Origin of the sequence: Erwinia sp. JH02, from assembly GCF_013074405.1 — a bacterium.
GTDB classification, from domain to species: Bacteria; Pseudomonadota; Gammaproteobacteria; order Enterobacterales; family Enterobacteriaceae; genus Erwinia; species Erwinia rhapontici.
Genome location: NZ_JABANZ010000002.1, coordinates 75297 through 100008, shown reverse-complemented (window position 1 = coordinate 100008; position 24712 = coordinate 75297). Strand labels below are relative to the sequence as shown.

At 53.1% G+C, this 24712-nt stretch carries 24 protein-coding genes; 14 read left to right on the top strand and 10 right to left on the bottom strand.

The annotated features are described in order from the left end of the window. Window positions 1-167 precede the first annotated feature (167 nt). From HHI26_RS05065 to nagB, 4 genes are all read right to left on the bottom strand, one after another. Window positions 168-920 carry an HAD-IIA family hydrolase gene (locus HHI26_RS05065; RefSeq protein WP_133845775.1) on the bottom strand — a complete coding sequence of 251 codons (753 nt, stop codon included), beginning with the start codon at window positions 918-920 and terminating at the stop codon, window positions 168-170. A 22-nt stretch (window positions 921-942) separates the two neighbouring features. Beyond that, window positions 943-2163, bottom strand: a complete 1221-nt coding sequence (locus tag HHI26_RS05060; protein WP_133845566.1) for an N-acetylglucosamine repressor — start codon at window positions 2161-2163, stop codon at window positions 943-945. A gap of 7 nt (window positions 2164-2170) precedes the next feature. Continuing rightward, window positions 2171-3319 carry an N-acetylglucosamine-6-phosphate deacetylase gene (gene nagA / locus HHI26_RS05055; RefSeq protein WP_171148742.1) on the bottom strand — a complete coding sequence of 383 codons (1149 nt, stop codon included), beginning with the start codon at window positions 3317-3319 and terminating at the stop codon, window positions 2171-2173. A 99-nt stretch (window positions 3320-3418) separates the two neighbouring features. Further along, entirely contained in the window at window positions 3419-4219 is an 801-nt protein-coding gene (nagB, locus tag HHI26_RS05050) for a glucosamine-6-phosphate deaminase (RefSeq protein ID WP_133845562.1), read from the bottom strand. A 335-nt stretch (window positions 4220-4554) separates the two neighbouring features. Between nagB and nagE the strand changes: the two genes are divergently transcribed. After that, window positions 4555-6501: a PTS N-acetyl glucosamine transporter subunit IIABC gene (gene nagE, locus HHI26_RS05045; protein WP_133845774.1), complete on the top strand. Its 1947-nt coding sequence runs from the start codon at window positions 4555-4557 to the stop codon at window positions 6499-6501. Window positions 6502-6658: 157 nt separating this feature from the next. After that, window positions 6659-8326 carry a glutamine--tRNA ligase gene (gene glnS / locus HHI26_RS05040; protein WP_133845560.1) on the top strand — a complete coding sequence of 556 codons (1668 nt, stop codon included), beginning with the start codon at window positions 6659-6661 and terminating at the stop codon, window positions 8324-8326. 53 nt (window positions 8327-8379) lie between these two features. Here glnS and HHI26_RS05035 read toward each other — a convergent pair whose 3' ends face one another. Continuing rightward, the gene (locus HHI26_RS05035) at window positions 8380-9258 is read right to left on the bottom strand and encodes a LysR family transcriptional regulator (RefSeq protein ID WP_171148741.1); all 879 of its coding nucleotides are present in this window, start codon (window positions 9256-9258) and stop codon (window positions 8380-8382) included. A 92-nt stretch (window positions 9259-9350) separates the two neighbouring features. On the opposite strand from HHI26_RS05035, the gene HHI26_RS05030 reads away from it, so the two are divergent. The 3 genes from HHI26_RS05030 (at window position 9351) to mtr (ending at window position 12450) form a co-directional block, all read left to right on the top strand. Further along, window positions 9351-10709 carry an MFS transporter gene (locus tag HHI26_RS05030; protein ID WP_171148740.1) on the top strand — a complete coding sequence of 453 codons (1359 nt, stop codon included), beginning with the start codon at window positions 9351-9353 and terminating at the stop codon, window positions 10707-10709. Then, entirely contained in the window at window positions 10697-11086 is a 390-nt protein-coding gene (locus HHI26_RS05025; RefSeq protein WP_171148739.1) for a hypothetical protein, read from the top strand. Before HHI26_RS05030 ends, HHI26_RS05025 begins: the two co-directional genes overlap by 13 nt. Before the next feature lie 116 nt (window positions 11087-11202). After that, window positions 11203-12450 (top strand): tryptophan permease, encoded by a 1248-nt coding sequence (gene mtr / locus HHI26_RS05020; RefSeq protein ID WP_171148738.1) that lies wholly within the window; start codon window positions 11203-11205, stop codon window positions 12448-12450. A 104-nt stretch (window positions 12451-12554) separates the two neighbouring features. Here mtr and fur read toward each other — a convergent pair whose 3' ends face one another. From fur to ybfF, 4 genes are all read right to left on the bottom strand, one after another. Next, window positions 12555-12998, bottom strand: a complete 444-nt coding sequence (gene fur, locus HHI26_RS05015; RefSeq protein ID WP_062748415.1) for a ferric iron uptake transcriptional regulator — start codon at window positions 12996-12998, stop codon at window positions 12555-12557. Window positions 12999-13395: 397 nt separating this feature from the next. Next, window positions 13396-13926 (bottom strand): flavodoxin FldA, encoded by a 531-nt coding sequence (gene fldA, locus HHI26_RS05010; RefSeq protein ID WP_133845550.1) that lies wholly within the window; start codon window positions 13924-13926, stop codon window positions 13396-13398. Between the two features lie 141 nt (window positions 13927-14067). Further along, the gene (gene ybfE, locus HHI26_RS05005) at window positions 14068-14349 is read right to left on the bottom strand and encodes a LexA regulated protein (protein WP_133845548.1); all 282 of its coding nucleotides are present in this window, start codon (window positions 14347-14349) and stop codon (window positions 14068-14070) included. 112 nt (window positions 14350-14461) lie between these two features. Further along, window positions 14462-15226 (bottom strand): esterase, encoded by a 765-nt coding sequence (gene ybfF / locus HHI26_RS05000; protein ID WP_133845546.1) that lies wholly within the window; start codon window positions 15224-15226, stop codon window positions 14462-14464. A 261-nt stretch (window positions 15227-15487) separates the two neighbouring features. Here ybfF and seqA point away from each other — a divergent pair, with 261 nt between their 5' ends. Both seqA and pgm read left to right on the top strand, forming a co-directional pair. Next, the gene (gene seqA, locus HHI26_RS04995) at window positions 15488-16033 is read left to right on the top strand and encodes a replication initiation negative regulator SeqA (protein ID WP_133845544.1); all 546 of its coding nucleotides are present in this window, start codon (window positions 15488-15490) and stop codon (window positions 16031-16033) included. A 24-nt stretch (window positions 16034-16057) separates the two neighbouring features. After that, window positions 16058-17698 (top strand): phosphoglucomutase (alpha-D-glucose-1,6-bisphosphate-dependent), encoded by a 1641-nt coding sequence (gene pgm / locus HHI26_RS04990; RefSeq protein ID WP_133845542.1) that lies wholly within the window; start codon window positions 16058-16060, stop codon window positions 17696-17698. Between the two features lie 45 nt (window positions 17699-17743). Here pgm and kdpE read toward each other — a convergent pair whose 3' ends face one another. Then, window positions 17744-18427, bottom strand: coding sequence for a two-component system response regulator KdpE (kdpE, locus tag HHI26_RS04985; protein WP_133845540.1), 684 nt, complete (start codon window positions 18425-18427; stop codon window positions 17744-17746). A 292-nt stretch (window positions 18428-18719) separates the two neighbouring features. Between kdpE and HHI26_RS04980 the strand changes: the two genes are divergently transcribed. From HHI26_RS04980 to pxpA, 7 genes are all read left to right on the top strand, one after another. Beyond that, the gene (locus HHI26_RS04980; RefSeq protein WP_133845539.1) at window positions 18720-18926 is read left to right on the top strand and encodes a YbfA family protein; all 207 of its coding nucleotides are present in this window, start codon (window positions 18720-18722) and stop codon (window positions 18924-18926) included. A 110-nt stretch (window positions 18927-19036) separates the two neighbouring features. Beyond that, complete coding sequence (locus HHI26_RS04975) at window positions 19037-19993, top strand: 2-thiouracil desulfurase family protein (protein WP_133845537.1); 957 nt, start codon at window positions 19037-19039, stop codon at window positions 19991-19993. Between the two features lie 14 nt (window positions 19994-20007). Continuing rightward, on the top strand, window positions 20008-21441 hold the full coding sequence (gene phrB, locus HHI26_RS04970) for a deoxyribodipyrimidine photo-lyase (RefSeq protein WP_171148737.1): 1434 nt from the start codon (window positions 20008-20010) through the stop codon (window positions 21439-21441). Window positions 21442-21443: 2 nt separating this feature from the next. After that, the gene (locus HHI26_RS04965) at window positions 21444-22187 is read left to right on the top strand and encodes a type 2 GTP cyclohydrolase I (protein ID WP_133845534.1); all 744 of its coding nucleotides are present in this window, start codon (window positions 21444-21446) and stop codon (window positions 22185-22187) included. Window positions 22188-22366: 179 nt separating this feature from the next. Next, entirely contained in the window at window positions 22367-23023 is a 657-nt protein-coding gene (gene pxpB / locus HHI26_RS04960) for a 5-oxoprolinase subunit PxpB (RefSeq protein WP_171148736.1), read from the top strand. After that, window positions 23017-23955 carry a 5-oxoprolinase subunit PxpC gene (gene pxpC, locus HHI26_RS04955; protein WP_133845530.1) on the top strand — a complete coding sequence of 313 codons (939 nt, stop codon included), beginning with the start codon at window positions 23017-23019 and terminating at the stop codon, window positions 23953-23955. The genes pxpB and pxpC overlap by 7 nt, the downstream gene beginning before the upstream one ends. Beyond that, window positions 23939-24676, top strand: coding sequence for a 5-oxoprolinase subunit PxpA (gene pxpA, locus HHI26_RS04950; protein ID WP_133845528.1), 738 nt, complete (start codon window positions 23939-23941; stop codon window positions 24674-24676). The genes pxpC and pxpA overlap by 17 nt, the downstream gene beginning before the upstream one ends. Window positions 24677-24712: the final 36 nt, after the last annotated feature.

Below are 24712 nucleotides of genomic sequence, written 5' to 3'. Positions count from 1 at the left end.
GATGCAAGTAATTTAGTCATTAGGTGAAAAATAGCCTGTTGACCAGGGTGAATTCTTAGTGGATATGCAAATTAAATGGAGTTTTATTGACGAATCGATAATGAATGGTGAAAAGTGAACAAGAAGTGCACAGCGTGGGGGCGGTGCCCGGCGGACCGGGCAGAAAACTAGATAATGTCGATATCGGCAACGGAAGGGTAGATCCAGGTAGGACGGAACGGCATCGCGTCAACGTCACTCAGGCTGGAAACTCCCGACAGAACCAGAATGGTTTCCAACCCGGCCTGGAAGCCAGCAAGAATATCGGTGCGCAGGTTATCACCCACGATCACCGTTTCTTCGGAGTGCGCCTGAATCTTATTCAGTGCTGCACGCATAATCCACGGACTGGGTTTACCGACGTAAAAAGGCTGACGACCGGATATTTTTTCGATACCTGCGCAAAGCGCGCCACAGGCTGGTGAGAAGCCATGTCCACGGCTGTCCGGGTTAGTTGCGATGAATCGTGCACCATTGGCCACGAAGAAAGCGGCTTTATGCATCATGTCCCAGTTAAAGGAACGGGTTTCTCCGACGATAACGAAATCAGGATTGATATCGGTAATCGTAAATCCGGCTTTGTACAGCTCATGGATCAACGCGCCTTCTCCAACCACATAGGCTTTTTTTCCTTCCTGACGCTTCAGGAAGTCCGCAGTGGCCATTGCAGAGGTATAGAACACGCTGTCCGGCAGTTCAATGCCGGCAGAGGCAAAGCGATTAGACAGGTCCATCGCGGTTTGGGAAGGGTAGTTTGTTAACACCACCAGCGGCATATTATTGCCGACGATGCGCTGTAAAAACTCACGCGCGCCGGGGACGGCAGTATTGTCGTGCATCAGCACGCCGTCGATATCACAGATTACGTTCTTTATCGTCATGCGTTCAGAGTCCATCATTCAATTAACCTTCCAGCAGGCGCTGAAGCAGAATTCCGTTGAGCATGGCGCGTTTCACCAGTGCAAAAGCACCAATGGCCGATCGGTGGTCGATCTCCGAGCGTACAACGGGTAAATTTTTACGGAAGGCTTTGAGTGCCTGAGTATTAATGCAGCCTTCAATTGCCGGCAGCAGCACTTTATCTGCTTCCGTAATTTCACCGGCAATGACAATTTTTTGTGGATTGAACAGATTAATGGCAATGGCGATCGCTTTGCCGAGGTGACGGCCAACATGTTCAATCACTTCACTTGATAGCGCATCTCCGCGATTGGCGGCACGGCAGATAAGTTGAATCTGACAATCATCAAGGGTGAGACTACTTGGATAACCCTGCGTGAGTAGATGGCGCACGCGATGTTCAATGGCGCTGTTGGCAGCGATAGTTTCAAGACAGCCAAAGTTGCCGCAGTGGCAACGCTCGCCTAACGGGTCCACCTGGATGTGCCCCAGTTCACCCACGTTGCCGTTGCTGCCGAGGAAAATCTGACCGTTAGCAATAATCCCGGCACCTGTTCCCCGATGAACACGCACCAAAATGGAGTCAGCACAATCGCGCGATGCGCCAAAATAGTGCTCTGCCAGGGCCAGACTACGGATGTCATGGCCGACAAAACTGGTGACATTGAATCGTTTTTCCAGGTTGGCGACCAGCGGCCAGTGGCTGACGCTGATGTGTGGCATATAACGAATAATACCGTTTTTCGGGTCGACCAGACCTGGCAGAATGACGGAGATCGCAATCAGTTCGCGCAGTTTGCGCTGATGCAGTTCGCTAAAGTCAGCAATGGCCTTAAACAGCGCGTTTTCGAGGGTTTCCTGCGTGCGTTCTGGCAGTGGGTAGTGCTCTTCCGCCAGCGATTTTCCGCTTAAATCAAACAGGGTGACGGTGGCATCGTTGCGACCAAGGCGCACGCCAATGGTATTAAATCCGCGGGTTTCCGTAATGATAGAAATCGCCCGGCGCCCCCCGGTAGAAGCCTGTTGGTCAACTTCTTTAATCAGACCACGCTCAATGAGCTGACGCGTGATCTTGGTGACACTGGCGGGGGCGAGCTGACTGTGCTCGGCGATCTGGATTCGTGAGATAGGGCCCTGCTGATCGATGAGCCGGTAGACGGCTGCACCATTAAGTTGTTTAACAAGATCAACATTTCCAATTTGAGCCTGGCCGCCAGTGGTCATTAAATATCTACTCGCTTAAGACCTCGTTACCATTAACGATAGTCCGGGTGATTTTGTAATCGCGGGTGAACACCGTCAGATTAGCCACTTTCCCGGCTTCAATTGACCCTAAATGCGTGTCTACCCCCATTGCGCGGGCCGGATAAAGTGTTGCCATACGCAGCGCCTCGTCAAGGGAAATGCCCACGTGTTCGACGCTGTTTGCTACAGCCTCAATCATAGTTAGCGCAGATCCGCTCAGAGTGCCGTTCTCATCAACACACAGCCCGTTGCGATAGTATATTGTTTTACCAGCAAAAATGAACCGATCAATAGAAGCACCCGCCGGTGCCGTGGCATCGGTAACGAGGATCAGTTTGTTGCCTTTGATTCGTTTAGCATTACGAATGTTAGCGTAATGGACATGTAAACCGTCGGCGATGATACCGCACCAGACATCCGGTGAATCAAACAACGCACCGATTAATCCAGGTTCACGACCGCTGGTGGTCGGCATAGCGTTATATAAATGCGTGGCAAAGGAGACCCCGGCATCAATCCCGGCAAGCGCTTCGTCATAAGTACCGTGGGAATGGCCCGCAGAGATGATAATCCCGGCATCACGCAGTTGACGAATAACCGCGGCGTCTACTTTTTCTGGCGCGAGGGTAATCTTACTGATGACATCGGCGTTGGCACACAGGAAATCGACCAGCGCGCTATCCGGAGCACGGATGAGGTCTGGATTGTGGGTGCCTTTTTTCAACGGATTGAGCCAGGGGCCTTCCAGATGCAGGCCGAGCGCCTGGTTGCTGTTCTGCGCCAGCCAGGCACGCATCACTTCAACGGCACGTTTCATCAGCTCATCGGTGCTGGTGATAAGCGTAGGCAGAAAGCTGGTACAGCCTGACTTCTCATTGGCTTTCTGCATGATTTGCAGGGTTTCTACGCTGATCGCTGAAATATCATCGTTAAACTGCACGCCGCCGCAGCCATTCAGCTGCAGGTCAATAAAGCCAGGGGCAATAATCGCACCGCCAACCTGACGAGTTTCAATGCCAGCGGGCAGATCCTCCAGCGGGCAGATACGATCGATCAGGCCATTGGCAACCACTACCGCATGCCGATCGAGGATTTTATGGCCTGTGTAGATACGGCCCTGGGTTAATGCGTACATAGTTGTTCTCCTGACTTTCCTGATATTTCTTGTCCTGCCGGCAGGGCGCTAACCCTCCGGCAGGCACCGGTCTGAAATGACGACAGCGACCAGGGATGATCACAGATCTTTAATATTTCCAGCTTCCATCTCGCGGAAATACTTCACGGTTTTCATCTTCAGCTCCATCGTGGACGGTTCATCACACACCACGACCGCTTTCGCGTGCAGCTGCAAACAGCTGATGGTCCACATATGATTCACGTTGCCTTCTACTGCGGCTTGCAGCGCCTGAGCTTTCAGATGGCCCGTGACCAGAATCATCACCTCTTCTGCATCCAGTAATGTACCCACACCCACCGTCAGGGCATATTTTGGCACCTGGTCGACGTCGCCACCAAAGAAGCGTGAGTTGGCGATGCGGGTATCGTGAGTCAGCGTTTTAATACGGGTACGAGACGCCAGAGAGGAAGCGGGTTCGTTAAAGGCAATGTGTCCGTCATTTCCTACGCCACCCATGAACAGGTGAATTTTGCCGTAAGAACGGATTTTTTCCTCATATTGGCGACATTCTGCGTCAATATCCGGTGCATTACCATTGAGAAGGTTGATGTTTTCACTTGAAATATCAACATGATCAAAAAAGTTACGGAACATAAAACTGTGGTAACTTTCCGGGTGCTCTTTCGGCAGGCCGACATATTCATCCATATTGAAGGTCACAACATGCTTGAAGCTGACCTGGCCCGCTTTGTGCATATCAATAAGATGTTTATAGGCTTCCAGCGGTGTGCCTCCAGTGGGTAAGCCCAGGACAAACGGACGATCGGCGGTAGGATTGAACGCATTGATGCGATTTACAATATGGCGTGCCGCCCATTTTCCGACCTGGGCTGGTGTTGCCAGAGGAATCAGTCTCATGTTGCACCTCGTATATAAGCAGAGTTAGGTATTAAGTTAAAACGGTGCTCTGTCGTTGTTCTGGTAAGCGTAACGCGATTACCATCATGCAACAGAGGGATTTGTCCGTTTTGATTTTTCGAATCATAAAATAAGTTTGTGCTGTTGACCAGCCATATGCTAAGAATAATGCGTTTTTAGGTGATTTTAATCACATATATGACGGTTTAATTTGCGAAGCGAATTAATTTTTTTTTACACTTCGTTTCGTGGTGTGTAGTGTCGGGCTGACAAAAAAAACCGTGAAAAAAAACAGACGGTTTTTGCCGCCTTAACGGGTCTCATAGGGGGAAATGGTGAATATTTTAGGATTCTTTCAAAGATTAGGGCGGTCGTTACAGCTGCCAATAGCCGTGCTGCCTGTTGCTGCACTGATGCTGCGCTTCGGCCAGCCTGATTTACTCAATATGCCGTTTATTGCACAGGGCGGCGGGGCGATTTTTGACAACCTCGCACTGATTTTTGCTATCGGTGTGGCGTCGACCTGGTCTAAAGACAACGCCGGTGCTGCCGCGCTGGCTGGTGCTGTGGGTTACTTTATTCTGACCAAAGCGATGGTGACCATCAACCCAACGGTCAATATGGGTGTGCTGGCGGGGATTATTACGGGCCTGATAGCCGGTATGACCTACAACCGCTGGGCTGACATCAAACTGCCTGACTTCCTGAGCTTCTTTGGCGGTAAACGCTTCGTACCTATCGCGACGGGCTTTTTCTGTCTGGTGCTGGCGGCGGTGTTTGGTTATGTCTGGCCTCCGGTTCAGGCGGCAATTCATTCCGGCGGTGAGTGGATTGTCTCTGAGGGGGCTTTCGGTGCGGGTATCTTCGGTTTCGTTAACCGTCTGCTGATCCCAACCGGTTTGCATCAGGTGCTGAACACTATTGCCTGGTTCCAGATTGGTGAGTTCACCAATGCGGCCGGTGCTGTGGTCCACGGTGATATCAACCGCTTCTATGCGGGTGACGGCACGGCGGGGATGTTCATGTCCGGGTTCTTCCCGATCATGATGTTTGGTCTGCCGGGTGCTGCACTGGCGATGTATCTGGCTGCACCGAAAGCGCGCCGTCCAATGGTTGGCGGTATGCTGCTTTCTGTTGCGGTGACCGCATTCCTGACGGGTGTGACCGAGCCGCTGGAATTCCTGTTTATGTTCCTGGCGCCGATGCTGTATCTGATCCACGCCTTGCTGACGGGCATCAGTCTGTTTGTGGCGACAACGCTGGGCATTCATGCCGGGTTCTCTTTCTCTGCGGGCGCCATCGACTATGTATTGATGTATAAATTGCCTGCGGCCAGCCAGAATGTGTGGTTGCTGCTGGTGATGGGGCTGGTGGCCTTTGTAGTCTACTTCGTTCTGTTCAGCGCAGTGATCCGTATGCTCAATCTGAAAACGCCAGGCCGCGAAGATGAAGGCGACCTGCTGGTAAAAGATGAAGCGAACAGCAATACCGAAGAGGGCCTGGCAGACCTGTCCCGCCAGTATATTGGTGCGATTGGTGGCTCGGATAACCTTAATGTTATTGATGCCTGCATCACTCGCCTGCGTCTGTCCGTTAAAGATGCATCGCTGGTGAATGATGCACAGTGTAAACGCCTGGGGGCTTCCGGGGTGGTGAAACTGAACAAGCAGACCATTCAGGTGATTGTGGGTGCGAAAGCAGAATCCATCGCCGAAGAGATGAAAAAGCAGATTGCTAAAGGCCCGGTTGCTGCCGCAGCGGCGAGCTCGAAACCTGTTGCGCCAGTCGCCGCTCCGCAGGCAATACCCAATGCGGCTAAAGGGGTGATCGGTACACTGGTTGCACCGGTTAGCGGTAAGGTTGTTGCCATTGACCAGGTGCCTGATGAAGCCTTCGCCAGCAAAGCCGTGGGCGACGGCCTGGCCATCTTGCCAACCGGTAGCACCGTTGTTGCTCCGGCTTCCGGTACGCTGGTGAAAATCTTTAATACTAACCATGCATTCTGTCTTGAAACCGAAAACGGCGTCGAAATTGTAGTGCACATGGGGCTGGATACGGTTGCACTGGAAGGTAAAGGGTTTACGCGTCTGGCTGAAGAAGGCTCAACGGTAGTGGCGGGTCAGCCAGTACTGGAAATGGACCTTGTCTTCCTGAATGCGAATGCCCGTTCGATGATCAGTCCGGTGGTGATCAGCAACATTGATGATTTCGCGGGATTAACGCTGCTGGCCGGTGAAACCGTGGTAGCGGGTGAGACCCGAATCGTTGAAATTAATGGCTAACACCGTCGACTGATGCGACTGTGACAGGGCGGGAAGCGATTCCCGCCCTTTTTTTATGTGATTCCCGCAACAAACGGTTGTTTCCCCTCTCTGCTTTGTGGATCATACTCCGTTATTTCATAGCTAATTTAAGCCATGCACTATTGAGGAAATTGAGATGAGTGAGGCTGAAGCCCGCCCAACTAACTTTATTCGTCAGATCATCGACGAAGATCTGGCGAACGGCAAGCACAGCTCAGTGCATACCCGCTTCCCGCCTGAGCCGAATGGCTATCTGCATATTGGTCATGCGAAATCGATCTGCCTGAACTTTGGCATCGCACAAGATTATCAGGGGCAGTGCAACCTGCGCTTCGATGACACCAACCCGGTGAAAGAAGATCTGGAGTTTGTTGAGTCGATCAAGCGCGATGTGCAATGGCTGGGTTTCACGTGGAGCGGTGAAGTACGCTACTCATCTGATTATTTTGAACAGCTGCATAACTATGCTGTTGAACTGATCACCAAAGGGCTGGCTTATGTTGACGAACTGTCGCCTGAGCAGATCCGTGAATACCGTGGCAGCCTGACGTCAGCGGGTAAAAACAGTCCCTACCGCGATCGCAGTGTGGAAGAGAACCTGGCGCTGTTTGCCAAAATGCGTGCCGGTGGCTTTGCCGAAGGCACCGCCTGCCTGCGCGCTAAAATCGATATGGCTTCCAACTTTATCGTGCTGCGCGATCCGGTGATTTACCGTATTAAATTTGCTGAACATCATCAGACCGGTAACGCCTGGTGCATCTATCCGATGTACGACTTTACCCACTGCATCTCGGATGCGCTGGAAGGCATTACCCACTCCCTGTGTACGCTGGAGTTCCAGGACAACCGTCGTCTGTACGACTGGGTGCTGGATAACATCACTATTCCCGTTCACCCGCGTCAGTATGAGTTCTCCCGTCTGAATCTCGAATACGCCATTATGTCTAAGCGTAAATTGAGCCAGCTGGTGTCTGAGAATGTGGTGGAAGGCTGGGACGATCCGCGCATGCTGACTGTTTCTGGTCTGCGTCGCCGTGGTTACAGCGCTGAGTCTATCCGTGAGTTTTGCCGCCGTATCGGCGTGACAAAACAGGATAATATCGTTGAGATGGCTGCGCTGGAATCCTGTATTCGTGACGACCTGAACGAAAATGCACCGCGCGCGATGGCGGTGATGGATCCGGTTAAAGTGGTGATTGAAAACCTGCCTGCGCATCATGACGAGATGATTAGCATGCCGAATCATCCGAACAAGCCAGAAATGGGAACACGTGAAGTGCCGTTCAGCCGTGAGATCTATATCGATCGCGCTGATTTCCGTGAAGAAGCGAACAAGCAGTACAAACGTCTGGTGCTGGGCAAAGAAGTCCGCCTGCGTAACGCTTACGTGATCAAAGCCGAGCGTGTGGCGAAAGATGACGAAGGCAACATCACCTGCCTGTTCTGTACCTGCGATGTGGATACTCTGAGCAAAGATCCGGCTGACGGCCGTAAAGTGAAGGGCGTGATCCACTGGGTATCGGCTGTTCATGCGCTGCCAGCGGAGTTCCGTCTTTATGATCGCCTGTTCAGCGTGCCGAACCCGGCAGCGGCAGAAGACTTCCTCGCCAGCATCAACCCGGATTCTTTAGTGATCCGCCAGGGCTTTGTTGAGCCGGGTATGCAGCAGGCGGAAGCCTCTGCGCCGTATCAGTTTGAGCGCGAAGGTTATTTCTGTGCCGATAGCGTGTATTCCAGTGCCAGCAATCTGGTGTTTAACCGCACCGTTGGCCTGCGTGATACCTGGGCAAAAGTGGGCGAGTAAACCGCTATTTGCTGATAAAAGGCCGCCGATGCGGCCTTTTTTTCGTCTGCTACTTATAATTCGGCACACAGATAATCAATAAACATCCGCGTTTTACGCGGCAGAGCGGTGCGGGTGGCAAAGACAGCGCTGACGGGCTGTACCGGTAGCTGCCAGTCATTGAACAGAAGCTGTAATTCTCCGCTGGCCAGATCGTCTGTCACCAGCCATTCAGGCAGCACCGCCACGCCCATTCCGGCCAGTGCCATCTGGCGCATAATCTGCGCAGAATTGGCGCTGTAACGTGCTTCGCTTTTCACTTCACAACGATCCTGCCCGCGCTGGAAATGCCAGCGGCCGGGATGGGAGAGATTACTGTTGTGTATCCATGGCAGGGTGCCCACCTCACTGAGCTGTTGCAGCGAATAGCGGGCCATCAGCAGCGGCGACGCCACCAGCACAATACGGTATTCCCCCAATTTGCGACTCTTTAGCGAGGAGTCGCGCAGTGTGCCGAGGCGGATAGCCACATCCAGTTTGTTGCTCACCAGGTCATCAAGCGAGGCACCGACGTTATAGCTCAGGGTGAGCGCGGGGTGACGCTGGCAAAAACGGGCTACGGGTGGCATCAGGAACTGCTGGCCATACTCCCAGGTGGAGGTGATACGCAGTTCCCCCGATAGCGGCTGGCTGTCATCGGTGATGCGACTTACGGCAAGGTCGATATCGCAGAAGATCCCCTTAAAATCCTGGTAGAGCTGGCTTCCGCTCTCTGTCAGCGCCAGGTTACGGGTATTGCGCGTCAGCAGGGCGACGCCGAGTACCTGTTCCAGTGTCTTAATATGCAGGCTGACCATCGCCTTACTTAAGCCGAGATTATCGGCGGCGCGGGTAAAACTGCCGCTTTCCACGACCGCAAAAAAAGTGTGAATTTTATCCAGTTGAGCATGCATGGGATTGTTTACTTATATCGAACAATCTTTTCACTGTATGCCAGTCGATCTCCGTGGTCAATCGCCGCTATGCTGCGCCCGGAGGTATGACTATGAGCTATCGCTACCGCATAGCAGTAATTTTCCTGCTCGGCTTCTTTATTGATTGTATTAATATTTTTATGTCGGCGATTGCGCTGCCGGAGATGGCGGGAGAACTGCGTATAGCCAGCGGTTCGCTCGGCTGGGTGGCCAACAGCTATATACTCGGCTTGACGGTGATTATCCCAATCAGCAGCTGGCTTGCCGGGCGTTATGGTGCTCGCCGGGTGCTGGTGGCCTCGATGTTGCTGTTCAGCCTGGCGGCACTGGGCTGCGGTCTGGCAGATACGTTTATCACGTTGGTAATGTGGCGTTTTGTACAGGGTATGGCGGGAGGGTTGCTCATCCCGGTGGGGCAGGCTCTGACATTTAATCTGTTTAAGGGCAAGGAACGGGCAACCATATCGACCCTGATTATGAGCGTGGCATTGATTGCGCCAGCACTGTCGCCGCTGCTGGGCGGCATGATTGTCGACAGCCTCTCATGGCGCTGGATTTTCTGGTGCAATATTCCGTTCAGCCTGATGGCCGCTGCGCTGGCCGCGCTGTGGGTGCAGCGTGAAACGCGGGTGGCAGTCCGGCCTGATATCCGTGGCATTCTGCTGGTGTGCCTGGCACTGGCTGCCGTTCTGCTTGGGTTGTCGCAGCTTGCGGAGGCGGGGTCTCTTATTTCTGCATCGTTATGGCTGCTGGCCGCGTTGGGCCTGGCTATCGGCTATTTGCGCCATTACCATCGTCAACCCCAGGCGGTGATTGATTTGAAGCTGTTGCGTAATCCCCGGCTAAAGCTGGCGGTGGTCATTTACTACGCCGTGCCGGGCATCTTCACCGGTGTGAACCTGCTCAACATTTTTTATCTGCAACAGTGCCTGCATTTTTCTGCCGAACGTTGTGGAGCATTTATGCTGCTGTACGGTGGTGGGGCACTGGTGGTGATGCTGGTATGTGGTCGTCTTTACCATTGTCTGGGCGCACTGACCCTGTTCAGCTGTGGGTTGGTCTTACATGCAGGCGGCATCGTGCTGCTGGCGCTGGTACAGAGTCCCGAACAGGTGATGCTATTGAATGCGGCTTATCTGCTGATGGGGATTGGCGGTGGAATCAGTGCCAATACGGCACAAACCAGTGCTCTGACTGATTTTCACGATGAGCAGATGACGCGGGCCAGTGTGATATGGAATATTAATCGTCAGCTTTCATTCAGCCTCGGCGCCGCATTGTTTACACTGCTGTTTACGTTGATGAGCCGCCACTATTCTGCTGCTCAGTCTTATCATCAGGTCTTTGTTGTTGCCGCAGTTACCGGCCTGTTCCCCTTGTGGATGATTTATCGCCACGCCCGTCATAAGGATGTTGTATGTCAGCGTTAACCGAAAAAGCCTGTGAAAGTATCATTGTACTGCATCAGCTTATTGAGAAAGTGTTTCACGGAGATGGGAGCTTTGTCCCTGAGCTGTTGCGACATTTTGAACCCGATTTTATCATGGTCGCGCCCAGCGGAAAAAGTCTGTCGATGGAGGAGGTGACTGCGCTGTTCACTCGTCTGGTCGGCGAACGGCAGGGTGTTGCTATCACGATTGAAAACTGCAAAGTGATCTCTCAGTTTGGCCAGGAAGTGGCGATCCAATATCACGAGTGGCAACGGCAGGGGGATAATCAAACCCACCGTATTTCACTGGCGGTGATTGATTGCGGTTGTACGCCACCTCGCTGGCGCTATTTGCAGGAAACAATGGTGGTCAGTTAATTACTGTACTAGTTCGTGAGTGTGATTCTGTGTAGACTATGCGGCATTCTTGCCGTTTAGCCAGTGGATTATCCCGGTTTATGGCATGTTATTTATTGCATTCGCTAAGGGATTTCATGGCTACACCTGCTTCTGCTGTTCGTCTGCCGTCAACACTCTGGGGGGCGTTGATTATCAGTGGTACCATTATTGGTGCCGGGATGTTCTCGCTGCCGGTAGTGATGTCCGGTGCCTGGTTTGCCTGGTCCTCCGCGCTGTTGATCGTGACCTGGTTCTGTATGCTGCTGTCCGGATTACTGTATCTGGAAGCCAGCCTGCATTATCCCATCGGGGCGAGTTTTGATACGGTCACACGCGATTTACTTGGGCGTGGCTGGAACCTGATCAACGGTTTGTCCGTGGTCTTTGTGCTGGGGATCCTCACCTATGCGTACATTTCTGCCAGTGGCGCGATTATTCAGCACAGCCTCAATCAATTAAATGTCGGAATATCGGCACGTATGGCTGGGCTGCTCTTTACGCTACTGGTGGCGCTGTTTATCTGGCTGGGAACAGCGGTTGTCAGCCGGATGACGCTGATTTTTCTCGGCGCGAAGATCCTCACCTTTCTGATGATTTTTGGCGGCCTGCTGTGGCATGTTCAGCCGGCTATTCTGCTCGACAGCCAGGGAGCCGATCGCGATTATCTGCGATATCTCTGGATAGTGGTGCCGTTTTGTCTGGCCTCCTTCGGCTACCATGGCAACATTGCCGGGTTGACGACTTACTACCATAAGAATGCAGGCCGCGTGAGCCGTTGCCTGATTTACGGCACGCTGCTGGCTCTGATGATTTACTTTATCTGGATCATCGGCACGATGGGCAATATTCCCCGCAGCGAATTTAAAGCGATTGCCGCGCAAGGCGGTAATATTGACGTACTGGTGGGGGCGTTATCCGGCGTACTGCACAATCGCTCTCTGAATCTGTTACTGGATATCTTCTCTAACTTCGCCGTTGCCTGTTCATTCCTCGGTGTCAGTCTTGGCTTTTTTGATTACCTTGCCGATCTCTTTAAACTGGATAACTCCGCGTCCGGAAGATTAAAAACCACGCTGCTGACGTTTATTCTGCCGCTAACGGCCGCGATGATCTGGCCCAACGGTTTTCTGCTGGCAATCGGTTATGCCGGGCTGGCCGCGACGTTGTGGGCTGTTGTCACGCCAGCGCTACTAGCCTGGCAGTCACGTCGACGTTTTGCCACTGCCATGTGGCGAGTCAGAGGGGGGATGGCACCGATTGTGCTGGTTCTGCTGTTTGGTGCACTGAATGCCATGGTCTCGTTGCTTTCATATGGTGGCTGGCTGCCGCTCTATACGCGATAACCTTTTGAGACAGATGGGCAGCGTTTTAGCCGGGAGGAATCGCTATAACGCAGGCATAAAAAAACCGGTGGCAAGCCACCGGTTTTTACACTGAACAGTGCAGATTATTTGTCGTGCAGAGTCTCGTCTTCACGACAGTCACCCAGAGAACAATGGCCATAAAGATACAGGCTATGGTTGCTCAGTTTGATACCGTGACGCGTGGCGATTTCACGCTGACGTTCCTCAATGTATTCGTCTCTGAACTCAATAACTTTACCGCAGTCCAGGCAGATCAGGTGATCGTGATGGTGCTGCTGAGTCAGTTCGAAAACGGATTTACCGCCTTCAAAGTTATGGCGGGTAACGATCCCCGCATCATCAAATTGGTTCAGCACGCGGTAAACGGTGGCCAGACCAATTTCTTCGCCCATATCAATCAGGCGTTTGTACAAGTCTTCCGCACTGACATGATGGCCCTCTGGTTCCTGAAGCACTTCCAGAATTTTCAGTCGGGGAAGCGTGACTTTCAGGCCGGCCTTCTTTAATGCGGTGTTATTGTCAGTCATGCGGATATTGTCCTGTTACTTTGCTAGTCACTTAGTGGCTGAAAAGCCCTGAACATCGGTCGACGCTAAAAGATGAGTGCGTCTCAGTATAGAACTGATACTCCGAAATGAAAACCATAAGGGGTGCCTGAAACCGCAATGGATGTAAGGATAAGTGTCATTACATCCAGGGTAGCACGCGCCCGAATTAGGCTGGGTTAACATTTCAATCTGCATCATCTTCACCGCTCTTTGGGCGACTCACATCCTCAAAGAGTGGGGCAGGTGCTGAGTAAGCGGGTAACCGATGGGGTTATTGTACAGTTTTGCAGATGAAAGTTACAAACATGTATCTATTACTTCTATAGGAAAAACCACTTACTTGATGTGAGATAGCTCCCACATCAAGCGGCTATGGTTATGCTTCGATGATATCTTTTAGCTGAAGTTCATCAAAAATTTGTTTTACCCACTTTTCAACGCGTTCGTTGGTGAGCTCTGGCTGGCGATCTTCATCAATGGCCAGGCCAAGGAAATGGTTATCATCTGCCATGCCTTTCGAGGCCTCGAAATGGTAACCTTCGCTCGGCCAGTGGCCGACAATCACTGCGCCGTTCGGCTCAATGATGTCGCGGATGGTGCCCATTGCATCGCAGAAATACTCGGAATAGTCTTCCTGATCGCCGCAACCAAACAGCGCAACCAGTTTACCGTTGAAGTCGATTTCTTCCAGCGTTGGGAAGAAGTCATCCCAGTCGCACTGGGCTTCACCGTAGTACCAGGTTGGGATGCCAAGCAGCAGAATATCAAAGGCTTCAAGGTCTTCTTTGCTGCTTTTAGCAATATCACGAACTTCTGCAACATCTTTCCCCAGTTGCTTCTGGATCATTTTTGCAATGTTTTCGGTATTGCCTGTATCGCTACCAAAGAAAATGCCGACGAGTGCCATGAGTTTAATAACCTCTTGAATCTTAATGATATGGTGACTGCTGATTTTTTCGCAGATATCGCTAATGATAACAGACCGTCGTGAGCGGATAAATGAGTAATGCTGCCGGTTTTGTCGCTGAGTGCTAAGGCCCTGATACCATCAGGACGGATGACGTTGCAACTGTTCCAGCAGCATTTCTTCGATCAGTTCACTGCGGCTGATATTGCGCTCGAAAGCTAGCTGATTCAGGACATCAACCGCGTCGCTGTTCATTTTCAGTTCGACACGCTTCAGGCCGCGCACTTTATCGCGCTTGAGCTGATTGCGTTTGTTGATACGCAACTGCTCATCACGCGTCAGCGGATTAGTCTTGGGTCGTCCCGGACGTCGTTCATCTGCAAACAGATCGATCGTTGTGCGGTCCGTGTTCTCTTTTGCCATAGGAATCGTAATACTGAAAGGCTGGATTGCTGATGAATAGGGCCGTTATGCCGTCTGATAATCAGCAGCGGCAAAATTTTAGCGCGCCATCATACCCCAGCGAAAATGGTTTTCACAGCGCTAAAAAACGTCGGATTGCACGTAATACCGCATCGGGTTTCTCAGCATGTACCCAATGCCCTGCGCCGGTGATGACATGGGCACGCGCCTGCGGGAACTGGGTTAACAGTGCATCGCGATATGCATCGGCCAAATAGGGAGAACGCTCCCCACGAATGAACAGCACAGGATGTGACCAGGGGGCCAATGGCTCCCAGCCAATGATGTTTTCATAACATGCCAGCAGCGCCGGAACGTTGAAACGCCAAACACCCTCGTGGAACGACTTGAGTAAAAACTGGATAACGCCTTCTTCACTGATACTTTGACGCATCAGGGCAGTAGCTTCGCTGCGCGTGGTGATACCGGCCTCAGTCACCGCATTCAGTGCGGCAAAAATATCGTCATGATGACGCGTGGTGTAGGCCACAGGAGCGATATCAATCACTACGATCTCCTCAACACGATCGGGCGCCAGTGCGGTAATCGCCATGGCGATCTTCCCCCCCATCGAGTGACCGATCACGCTGAAACGATCGACCTGCATCGCGTCAAGCGTGTCCAGGACATCCTGAGCCATTAACGCATAATCCATCTTTTGCGCACGCGGAGACAAACCGTGGTTTCGGACATCGAGTTGAATCAAACGGCGATCGTCTTTTAATCCCCGGGCCAGTACGCCGAGGTTATCCAGGCTACCAAATAAACCGTGGATCAATACCAGTGGAAGCCCGTCAGTGGCGGATTGTTCAGATTGCAGGCGAAAATTCAAATTCATAGAGAAAGTTCTTACAGTTGGCACCAAGGCTTAGGGTATCATGGATCCCACAATTTCTGCCGCTGGCGCGAATGGCGGGTATGATCTTTTTGCGGCATATTCCGACTTTTGCCCTGAAACGGGTCTGGCGCTACACCCTGGCGGGATTTAACTTTATAATCCTGATGTTAGAACTGGATCGGCTCAACGTCATGATGGTTGCGTGGATTGTTGTCCCCGAACAACCGGTTCTGATACTAGCAACAACCGTACTGGATAAAGATGAAAACGATAGAAGTCGACGAAGAGCTATACCGTTATATTGCCAGCCACACTCAGCATATTGGTGAAAGCGCATCCGATATTTTGCGCCGTATGCTGAAGTTCACTGCGGGTCAAACTGCTCCTGTGGCGGCGAATGCTGCAGCGGCAGCCAAAGAACCTGCCGCTGCAGGTATTAAATCTGAATCCCGACCGCAGGATCGTGTTCGTGCGGTACGTGAGCTGTTGCTTTCGGATGAGTACGCGGAGCAGAAGCGTGCAGTGAATCGCTTTATGCTGATTCTATCGACTTTATACAGTCTGGATGCCAAAACGTTTGGCGCAGCGACTGAGTCTCTGCAAGGTCGTACGCGTGTTTACTTCGCGGGCAACCAGCAAACGTTGGTAGAGAATGGCACCCATACCAAGCCGCAGCACGTTCCGGGCACACCGTATTGGGTGATCACCAACACAAATACTGACCGTAAGCGCAGCATGGTGGAACACATTATGTTGTCGATGCAGTTCCCGGTGGAGCTGACAGAGAAAGTTTGCGGTACCCTCTAACTGAAGCGTCAGGGAGAAGCGCCAATGGCCAATCACCCCCGTGCCGGGCAACCCGCCCAGCAGAGCGATTTGATTAACGTTGCACAATTAACATCTCAATATTATGTCCTGCAGCCTGAACTGGGTAACGCAGAGCATGCGGTGAAATTTGGCACTTCCGGCCATCGCGGTAGCGCGGGCCGTCATAGCTTCAACGAGACGCACATTCTGGCCATCGCGCAGGCGATTGCGGAAGAACGCAAAAAGAACGGTGTAACCGGTCCTTGTTTTGTGGGTAAAGATACGCACGCGTTGTCTGAACCGGCCATCATCTCGGTATTGGAAGTGCTTACCGCTAACGGTGTTGATGTGATCGTTCAGCAGGATAACGGCTATACGCCGACCCCTGCGATCTCCAATGCGATCCTTGAACACAACAAAACCGGTGGTGCTCAGGCTGATGGTATCGTCATCACGCCTTCACACAATCCACCTGAAGATGGCGGTATTAAATACAATCCACCAAACGGTGGCCCGGCCGATACGAACGTCACGAAAGTGGTGGAAGATCGCGCTAACGCTCTGATCAAAGACAGCCTGAAAGAAGTGAAACGCATAACGCTGGATCAGGCCTGGGCCAGCGGTCACTTGACGGAAAAAGATCTGATCCAGCCTTATATTGAAGGTCTGGCTCAGATCGTTGATATTCCGGCGATCCAGAAAGCCGGTCTGAAGATTGGCGTTGATCCGCTGGGCGGTTCAGGGATTGCCTACTGGCAGCGTATTGCGGAGTTCTACAATCTTGATTTGACCATCGTTAACGATGCTGTCGATCAGACTTTCCGCTTTATGCACCTTGACCACGATGGTGTGATCCGCATGGACTGCTCGTCTGAGTCGGCGATGGCGGGTTTGCTGGCGTTGCGTGACAAGTTCGACCTGGCCTTTGCCAACGATCCTGATTATGACCGTCACGGTATCGTCACGCCTGCGGGACTGATGAATCCAAACCACTATCTGGCAGTAGCGATTCAGTATCTGTTCCAGCATCGTCCACAGTGGGGCAAAGATGTCGCGGTGGGTAAAACGCTGGTGTCCAGCGCGATGATTGACCGCGTAGTCGACGATCTGGGCCGCAAGCTGGTAGAAGTGCCGGTTGGCTTCAAATGGTTTGTTGATGGTCTGTTCGATGGCAGTTTCGGTTTTGGTGGCGAAGAGAGTGCGGGTGCTTCGTTCCTGCGCTTCGACGGCACGCCTTGGTCAACCGATAAAGACGGCATCATCATGTGTCTGTTGGCTGCGGAGATTACTGCGGTAACGGGTAAGAACCCGCAGCAGCACTACGACGAACTGGCACAGCGCTTTGGCGCACCAAGCTACAACCGTATCCAGGCTCCGGCCACTTCCGCGCAGAAAGCTGCGTTGTCAAAACTGTCCCCGGAAATGGTCAGTGCTGACACGCTGGCGGGTGATCCTATCACGGCACGTCTGACGGCAGCACCGGGTAACGGTGCCTCTATCGGCGGCTTGAAAGTGATGACCAAAAACGGCTGGTTCGCTGCGCGTCCATCCGGTACGGAAGATGCTTATAAAATCTATTGCGAAAGCTTCCTGGGTGCTGAACACCGCGAGAAGATTGAGAAAGAAGCGGTAGAGATTGTGAGTGCGGTACTGAAAAACGCCTGAGATATCAGGCAGTGAAGAGAAGGGCTCACGCAGTGAGCCCTTTTTTTATGGCATAAAGCGATAGCCCACACCGGTTTCGGTCAGCAGATGTTGGGGTCTGGCGGGGTCGCGTTCAATTTTGTGACGCAGATGCCCCATATAAATACGCAGATAGTGGCTGTGCTCAACCGCATTCGGCCCCCAGACTTGAGTCAGCAGCTGTCGCTGAGTCATCACCTTACCCGGGTGGTTAATCAGGCTGACCAGCAGACGAAATTCAATCGGCGTCAGGTGCAGGTCCGCACCGTCGCGCATCACCCGGCGGGCGGCAATATCCACCGTGACGCTACCAATATTAATTGGCGCATCCACGCTGTCGTTACCCTGCTGTGGGCGATGACGTAAGGCGACACGCACTCTTGCCATCAGCTCACCGACACCAAAGGGTTTCGTCAGGAAGTCGTCAGCGCCAGCATCCAGCGCGGTGATTTTATCCTGCTCATCACTGCGTGCCGAGAGCACAATCACCGGGATATTGCTCCACTGGCGCATATCACGAATAAATTCTGTCCCATCACCATCTGGCAGACCGAGGTCAAGTATCACCAGTTCCGGTTTGCGCGTGGCGGCTTCGATTAAACCCCGGCTCAGGGTTTCGGCATCAACCACGCGAAAACCTTCCCCTTCCAGCGCCATGCGCAGGAAACGGCGGATCTCTTTTTCATCTTCAACAATCAGAATTGTGGACACAGAACCTCAGTAGCTAAGCGGCGCGACGACGGGAAAAATGATAACAGGGCTAATTTAGCAAAAAGAACGAAGGGCGTCTGTGATTGTTGCGCTCACCCCTGATGTTAAAGAAAGGATATATTTTTCACATTATAAGGTTAATATTTAACGAATATGTAACCTTCTTTCATTTTTTAGGCGGTTGGTGGTTTTTATTTCGACAAAAGTGGTCGGATCAGTAGTAAAATTACATCTGAAGGCGTATATTTTGTTCAGATTACACACAACCCTTTTAATCATCTCAGGAGGACGTATGAGTCTTTATCATAACTATTCATCTGCTCGGATTTTCATGCGTCGCACTGCGGTGCTGGTTATCGGCATCGCTGCGCTGCCATTTATGCTGTTTCGCGCCGATCGTGCCCGCTTTTACAGTTACCTGCATCGCGTCTGGGTGAAAACCAGCGATCAGCCCGTCTGGCTGGCACAGGCAGAAGCTGCCGGGTGTGATTTCTATTAACTGACCTCGCATTCATAAAAATCCCGCCGTCTGGCGGGATTTTTTTTGCCTGTTACACCGTGTTTTGCGCTACACTCAAATCTGTACAAGATATCTGAGGTTGTATAATTATGGGCGATAAAATTCCAGTGGGTATTAGTGCCTGTTTGTTAGGTCAGAAGGTGCGTTTTGATGGCGGCCACAAACGCAATGAATTCGCAGCTGAACATCTGGCGCCCTTTTTACACTTCGAGCCCGTGTGCCCGGAAATGGCTATCGGTTTACCTACCCCCAGGCCCGCACTGCGCCTCACTGAAGCCGGGGAAGGGGAGGTGTCACTCTGTTTCAGCAACGGACAGGATGCCCCTGTTACAGAAAAAATGGCATCTTTCTCGCAGGAGAAAATCAGCCATCTACATCATCTCTGTGGCTACATTGTCTGCGCAAAATCCCCCAGCTGTGGCATGGAACGGGTTCGCATTTACCAGCCAGATAATAACAATAACCGCAAAGCCGGAACCGGGGTCTTTACCCGGGAACTGATGGAACAGATGCCCTGGCTGCCCGTAGAAGAGGATGGCCGCCTGCACGATCCGCTGTTGCGCGAAAATTTCGTTGCGCGAGTCTATGCCCTGCATGAATTTAACCAGCTTTGGCAAAGCGGGCTGACCCGCGCCAAACTGATGGCATTTCATACGCGTTACAAGCTGCTGCTACTGGCACACTCTCAGCCCGACTACCGTGAAATCGGGCCCTTTGTCGCGAAAATGGATCAATGGGAATCGCTGGAGGATTTTGCAGTAGAGTATCGGCAGCGGCTGATGGACCTGATGAAGCAGGTGGCCTCCCGCAGCAATCACACCAACGTACTGATGCATGTTCAGGGCTATTTCCGTCGTGATCTGACATCGTCTCAGCGTCAGGAGCTGGCCGGGCTGATTGACCATTATCGTCAGGGGATCCAGCCGTTGCTGGCACCCATTACCTTACTGAAACACTATATGGCGGAATTCCCGCATCCGTGGCTGGCCGGACAGCGTTATTTTGCGCCTTATCCGGAAGCTCTGCGTCTGCGCTACGGGCATTAATCTCAGGGAGCACTATGACAACTCATCTGGTCTGGCTGCGCAATGACCTGCGTATCAACGATAACTACGCACTCCATGCCGCCTGCCGTTCAGCAAATGCCCGGGTGATAGCGTTGTTTATCGCCACTCCCGGGCAATGGGCGCAGCACCATATGGCGCCGAAACAGGCGGAGTTTATCTGGCAGAGCTTGCTTGACGTCCAGCGCTCACTGGCCAAAAAAGGCATTCCTCTTCATATCGCTGAGTGTGATGATTTCACTGCCTCGGTGGCTTTGTTACAGGACTTTTGTCGGGATCAACGTGTCGACCGTTTGTTCTATAACTATCAGTATGAAGTGAACGAGCGTCAGCGTGATGCAATGGTAGAACAGACGCTGTTTGATCAGGATGTCATGGTACAGGGATTTGACGACAGCCTGCTGCTGCCACCCGGCAGCGTGCTGACCGGCAACCGTGAGATGTACAAAGTGTTTACGCCGTTCAGCCGGGCGTTTGTGAAGCGATTGAAAGAGGGATTACCTGAGTGTCTGCCTGCTCCTGATGTCAGGAAATGCGGGGCGATCGAAACCGATGATCGTCCCTTAAAGGCATTTGATTACCCGCGCGAAGCGGTGGACGCCCGCCTTTTCCCGGCAGGAGAGCAGGCGGCGATTGCGCGATTGCGCGAGTTTTGTCAGCAGCCTGTGACGGAGTACCCCGAGCAGCGTGACTTACCCGCCCGCGATGGCACCAGCCGCCTGTCGGTCTATCTGGCGACCGGTGTACTGTCTCCGCGTCAGTGTCTGCACCGGTTACTGAAACAGCACCCACGTGGGCTGGAAGATCAGCAGGTGTTTGTCTGGTTGAATGAATTAATCTGGCGTGAGTTTTATCGTCATCTTCTGGTGGCCTGGCCGTCATTGTGCCGGCATCAGCCTTTTACACGCTGGACCCGAGGTGTGAAATGGCGGGACGATAAACAGGGGCTGCTGGCGTGGCAACAGGGGAAAACCGGCTATCCGATTGTCGATGCAGCGATGCGTCAGCTCAACAGCCTTGGCTGGATGCATAACCGTTTGCGCATGATTACAGCCAGCTTTCTGGTGAAAGACCTGCTGATCGACTGGCGCGAAGGCGAGCGTTATTTTATGTCGCAGTTGCTGGATGGTGATTTGGCGGCGAATAACGGGGGCTGGCAGTGGGCAGCCTCCACAGGGACCGATGCCGCCCCCTATTTTCGCATTTTTAACCCTACCACCCAGGGTGAGCGCTTTGATAAAAGTGGGGAGTTTATCCGCCACTGGTTGCCAGAGTTGCGCGCGGTGCCGGAAAAATATATCCATCAGCCGCATGAGTGGGCAAAGAAAAATCAGCAAAGTCTCGATTATCCGCTGCCGATCGTGGAACATAAACAGGCGCGCCAGCAAACGCTGGATGCCTTTGAAGCAGCACGAAAACAGACGGACTGATTATGCTAAATACTGAACTCGAACACCTGGTTAACCAGTTACTCAACAGCGCGGATTACAAAGACTATGCCCCGAACGGGTTGCAGGTTGAGGGACGCCGCGAGATTAAAAAAGTGATTACCGGTGTCACCGCCTGTCAGGCGCTGCTCGATGAGGCCGTGCGTCTGGAGGCCGATGCTGTGCTGGTGCATCACGGTTATTTCTGGAAAAGCGAAGCGCCAGCTATCAGGGGCATGAAACGTCAGCGCCTGAAAACGCTGCTGGCTAACGATATCAACCTGTTTGGCTGGCATCTGCCACTGGACGGACACCCTTCAATCGGCAACAACGCTCAGCTTGCCAGGCTGTTTGGCATTGATGTAAAAGGTGAAATTGCATTGCTGCTGCCCTGGGGTGAACTGGTTGAGCCGGTCAGTGGGGAACAGTTTGCCCAACGTATCACGACGGTACTGGGCCGCGAGCCACTGCACTGTGGCGACAATGCACCCGCGCTTATTCGTCGCGTGGCCTGGTGCAGCGGTGGCGGTCAGGGCTATATCGATCAGGCCGCTGCTTTCGGTGTTGATGCTTTTATCAGTGGTGAAGCGTCTGAGCAGACAATCCATAGCGCACGTGAGCAGGGCCTGCATTTCTTTGCTGCGGGCCACCATGCGACCGAACGTGACGGCATTAAAGCGCTGGGGGAGTGGCTGGCAAACGAGCACGGCCTGGACGTGACATTTATCGACATTCATAACCCTGTCTGAGCCTTTCCAATCGTTCAGCGCGTTCTGATGGAATGCGCTGAAGGTTGACTCCGTTACAACAATTCCGCATAACTGTCTGTCATATCTGCAATTAACCAGACTCACCTTCTTACTGGCCATTCTGTTTTGCCATTGGAGTGAGTGGTTTTTTCCCTTTTCTTATTTTCAGGAGGCGCCTTTTGCAACGAGCACGTTGTTATCTGTTAGGCGAACGCGCAGTCGTACTGGAGCTGGACCCGCCAATATCGCTCGCCAGCCAGCAACGTATCTGGGGCCTGACGCAGCGATTGCAGGATCGCCCGGAAGTGATCGAAGTGGTGCCGGGCATGAACAACATCACCGTGATGCTCAGCGATCCACAGCAGACCGCGCTGGATGCGATTGAGTGGTTACAGCAATGGTGGGAAGCCAGTGAATCACTGACGCTGGAATCCCGGTTGATAGAAATCCCGGTGGTCTATGGCGGTGATTCAGGCCCGGACCTTAATGAGGTTGCCCGCAACAGTGGCATGAGTACGTCTGAGGTAGTGGCCTGCCATGCCTCGGTGGACTACGTGGTCTATTTTATCGGTTTTCAACCCGGATTTCCGTACCTCGGTGGGTTAGATGAGCGGTTGCATACGCCACGGCGCGCCGAGCCACGTGTACAGGTTCCCGCCGGTTCGGTCGGGATCGGTGGCAGCCAGACCGGTGTTTATCCGCTGGCAGCACCGGGTGGATGGCAGCTGATTGGCCACACTAAAACGGCACTTTTTACCCCGGATACGCACCCTCCGGTGTTGCTGCGTCCCGGCGACCGCGTGCGCTTTGTGCCGCAAAAGGAGGGGGTATGTTAAAGATTATTCGTGCCGGTATGAGCACCAGCATTCAGGATGGCGGCCGTGTTGGCTGGCGAAAATACGGTATCAGCCTGGGCGGCGTGCTGGACCATCCGGCGATGCAAACCGCCAATATGCTGGTGGGCAATCCCCGCGACAGTGCGGTGCTGGAAATCACCCTGGGCCAGTTTTGTGCTGAATTCCAGCGCGATGGCTGGATAGCGCTGGCGGGGGCAGGCTGTCACGCCGAACTGGATGGTAAAGCCGTCTGGACCGGCTGGCGCACCGAGGTGAAAAAAGGCCAGCGTTTAACGTTGAGTTTGCCATTACGTGGGATGCGCAGCTATCTGGCTGTCAGCGGCGGTTACCGTGTTGATGAGCGGCTGGGATCGGACAGTACCGATTTGAAAGCCGGTTTCGGTGGTTTTGCCGGACGTAAGCTGGAAGACGGTGATATTTTGCCGCTGGGCGAACCGACACGCCAGTTCCACCAGCCGGCGGGGGTGCGTCAGTTGCTGTGGGGCAATCGGGTGCGTGCCATGCCAGGCCCGGAATATCATGAGTTCAGTGAAGACAGTCAGGAAGCGTTCTGGCGCACTGCCTGGCGGCTTAACCCACAGAGTAATCGTATGGGATATCGTTTACAGGGGCGGAAATTACAGCGTGATGCTACCCGTGACCTGCTCTCACACGGTCTGGTGCCTGGCGTGGTGCAAGTGCCACCTAATGGGCAACCTATTGTGCTGATGGCCGATGCCCAAACCACCGGGGGATATCCGCGTATTGCCTGCGTGATCGAAGCGGATCTTTATCATCTGGCGCAGTTGCGTCTGGGAGAACCGATCCATTTTGTGCACTGTACGCTGTCCGATGCCCTGCATGCCAAGAATGAGCAGCAGCGCTCACTGGATCAAATGGCCTGGGGGTTAGCAGATGAACGTCGATCTTAATGCCGATCTCGGGGAAGGAGCGGCATGTGACCGCGAGCTGTTGCAACTGGTCTCTTCAGCCAATATTGCCTGCGGGTTCCATGCGGGTGATGCGCAGACGATGTTGCAGTCCGTTCGCTGGGCACGGGAGTTCGGTGTCGCCATTGGTGCCCATCCCAGTTTTCCTGACCGTGAAAATTTCGGCCGTACGGCCATGCAACTTCCTGCAGAAACCGTGTATGCGCAGGTGGTTTACCAGGTTGGCGCGCTGAAAGCACTGACCGAAAGTGAAGGGGGCAGGCTGGTTCATGTTAAACCGCACGGGATGCTTTACAACCAGGCGGCCTGCGACCCGCAGCTGGCGGATGCGATTGCCGCAGCGGTTAACGCCGTTGATCCCGGACTGATGCTGGTCGGCCTGGCCAACAGCGAGCTGATTCGCGCAGGCGTGCGGCACGGATTAATCACCCGGCAGGAAGTGTTTGCCGACCGCGGTTATCAAACCGATGGCTCACTGGTTCCTCGTGGCCAGCCCGGTGCGCTGGTGGACAGCAACCAGCAGGCGATTACCCAAACGCTGGCGATGATTCAACAAGGGCAGGTTCAAAGCCTGAGTGGAGAATGGGTGAAGGTGCAGGCCGACACAGTGTGCCTGCACGGTGATGGCGCACACGCACTGGATTTTGCCCGACAGCTCCGGCAGGCATTCAGCCAGCAGCAGATTGTGGTGACCAGCTGCTAATACCGATTACTTATTATACGCCCTGACCACGGTTGG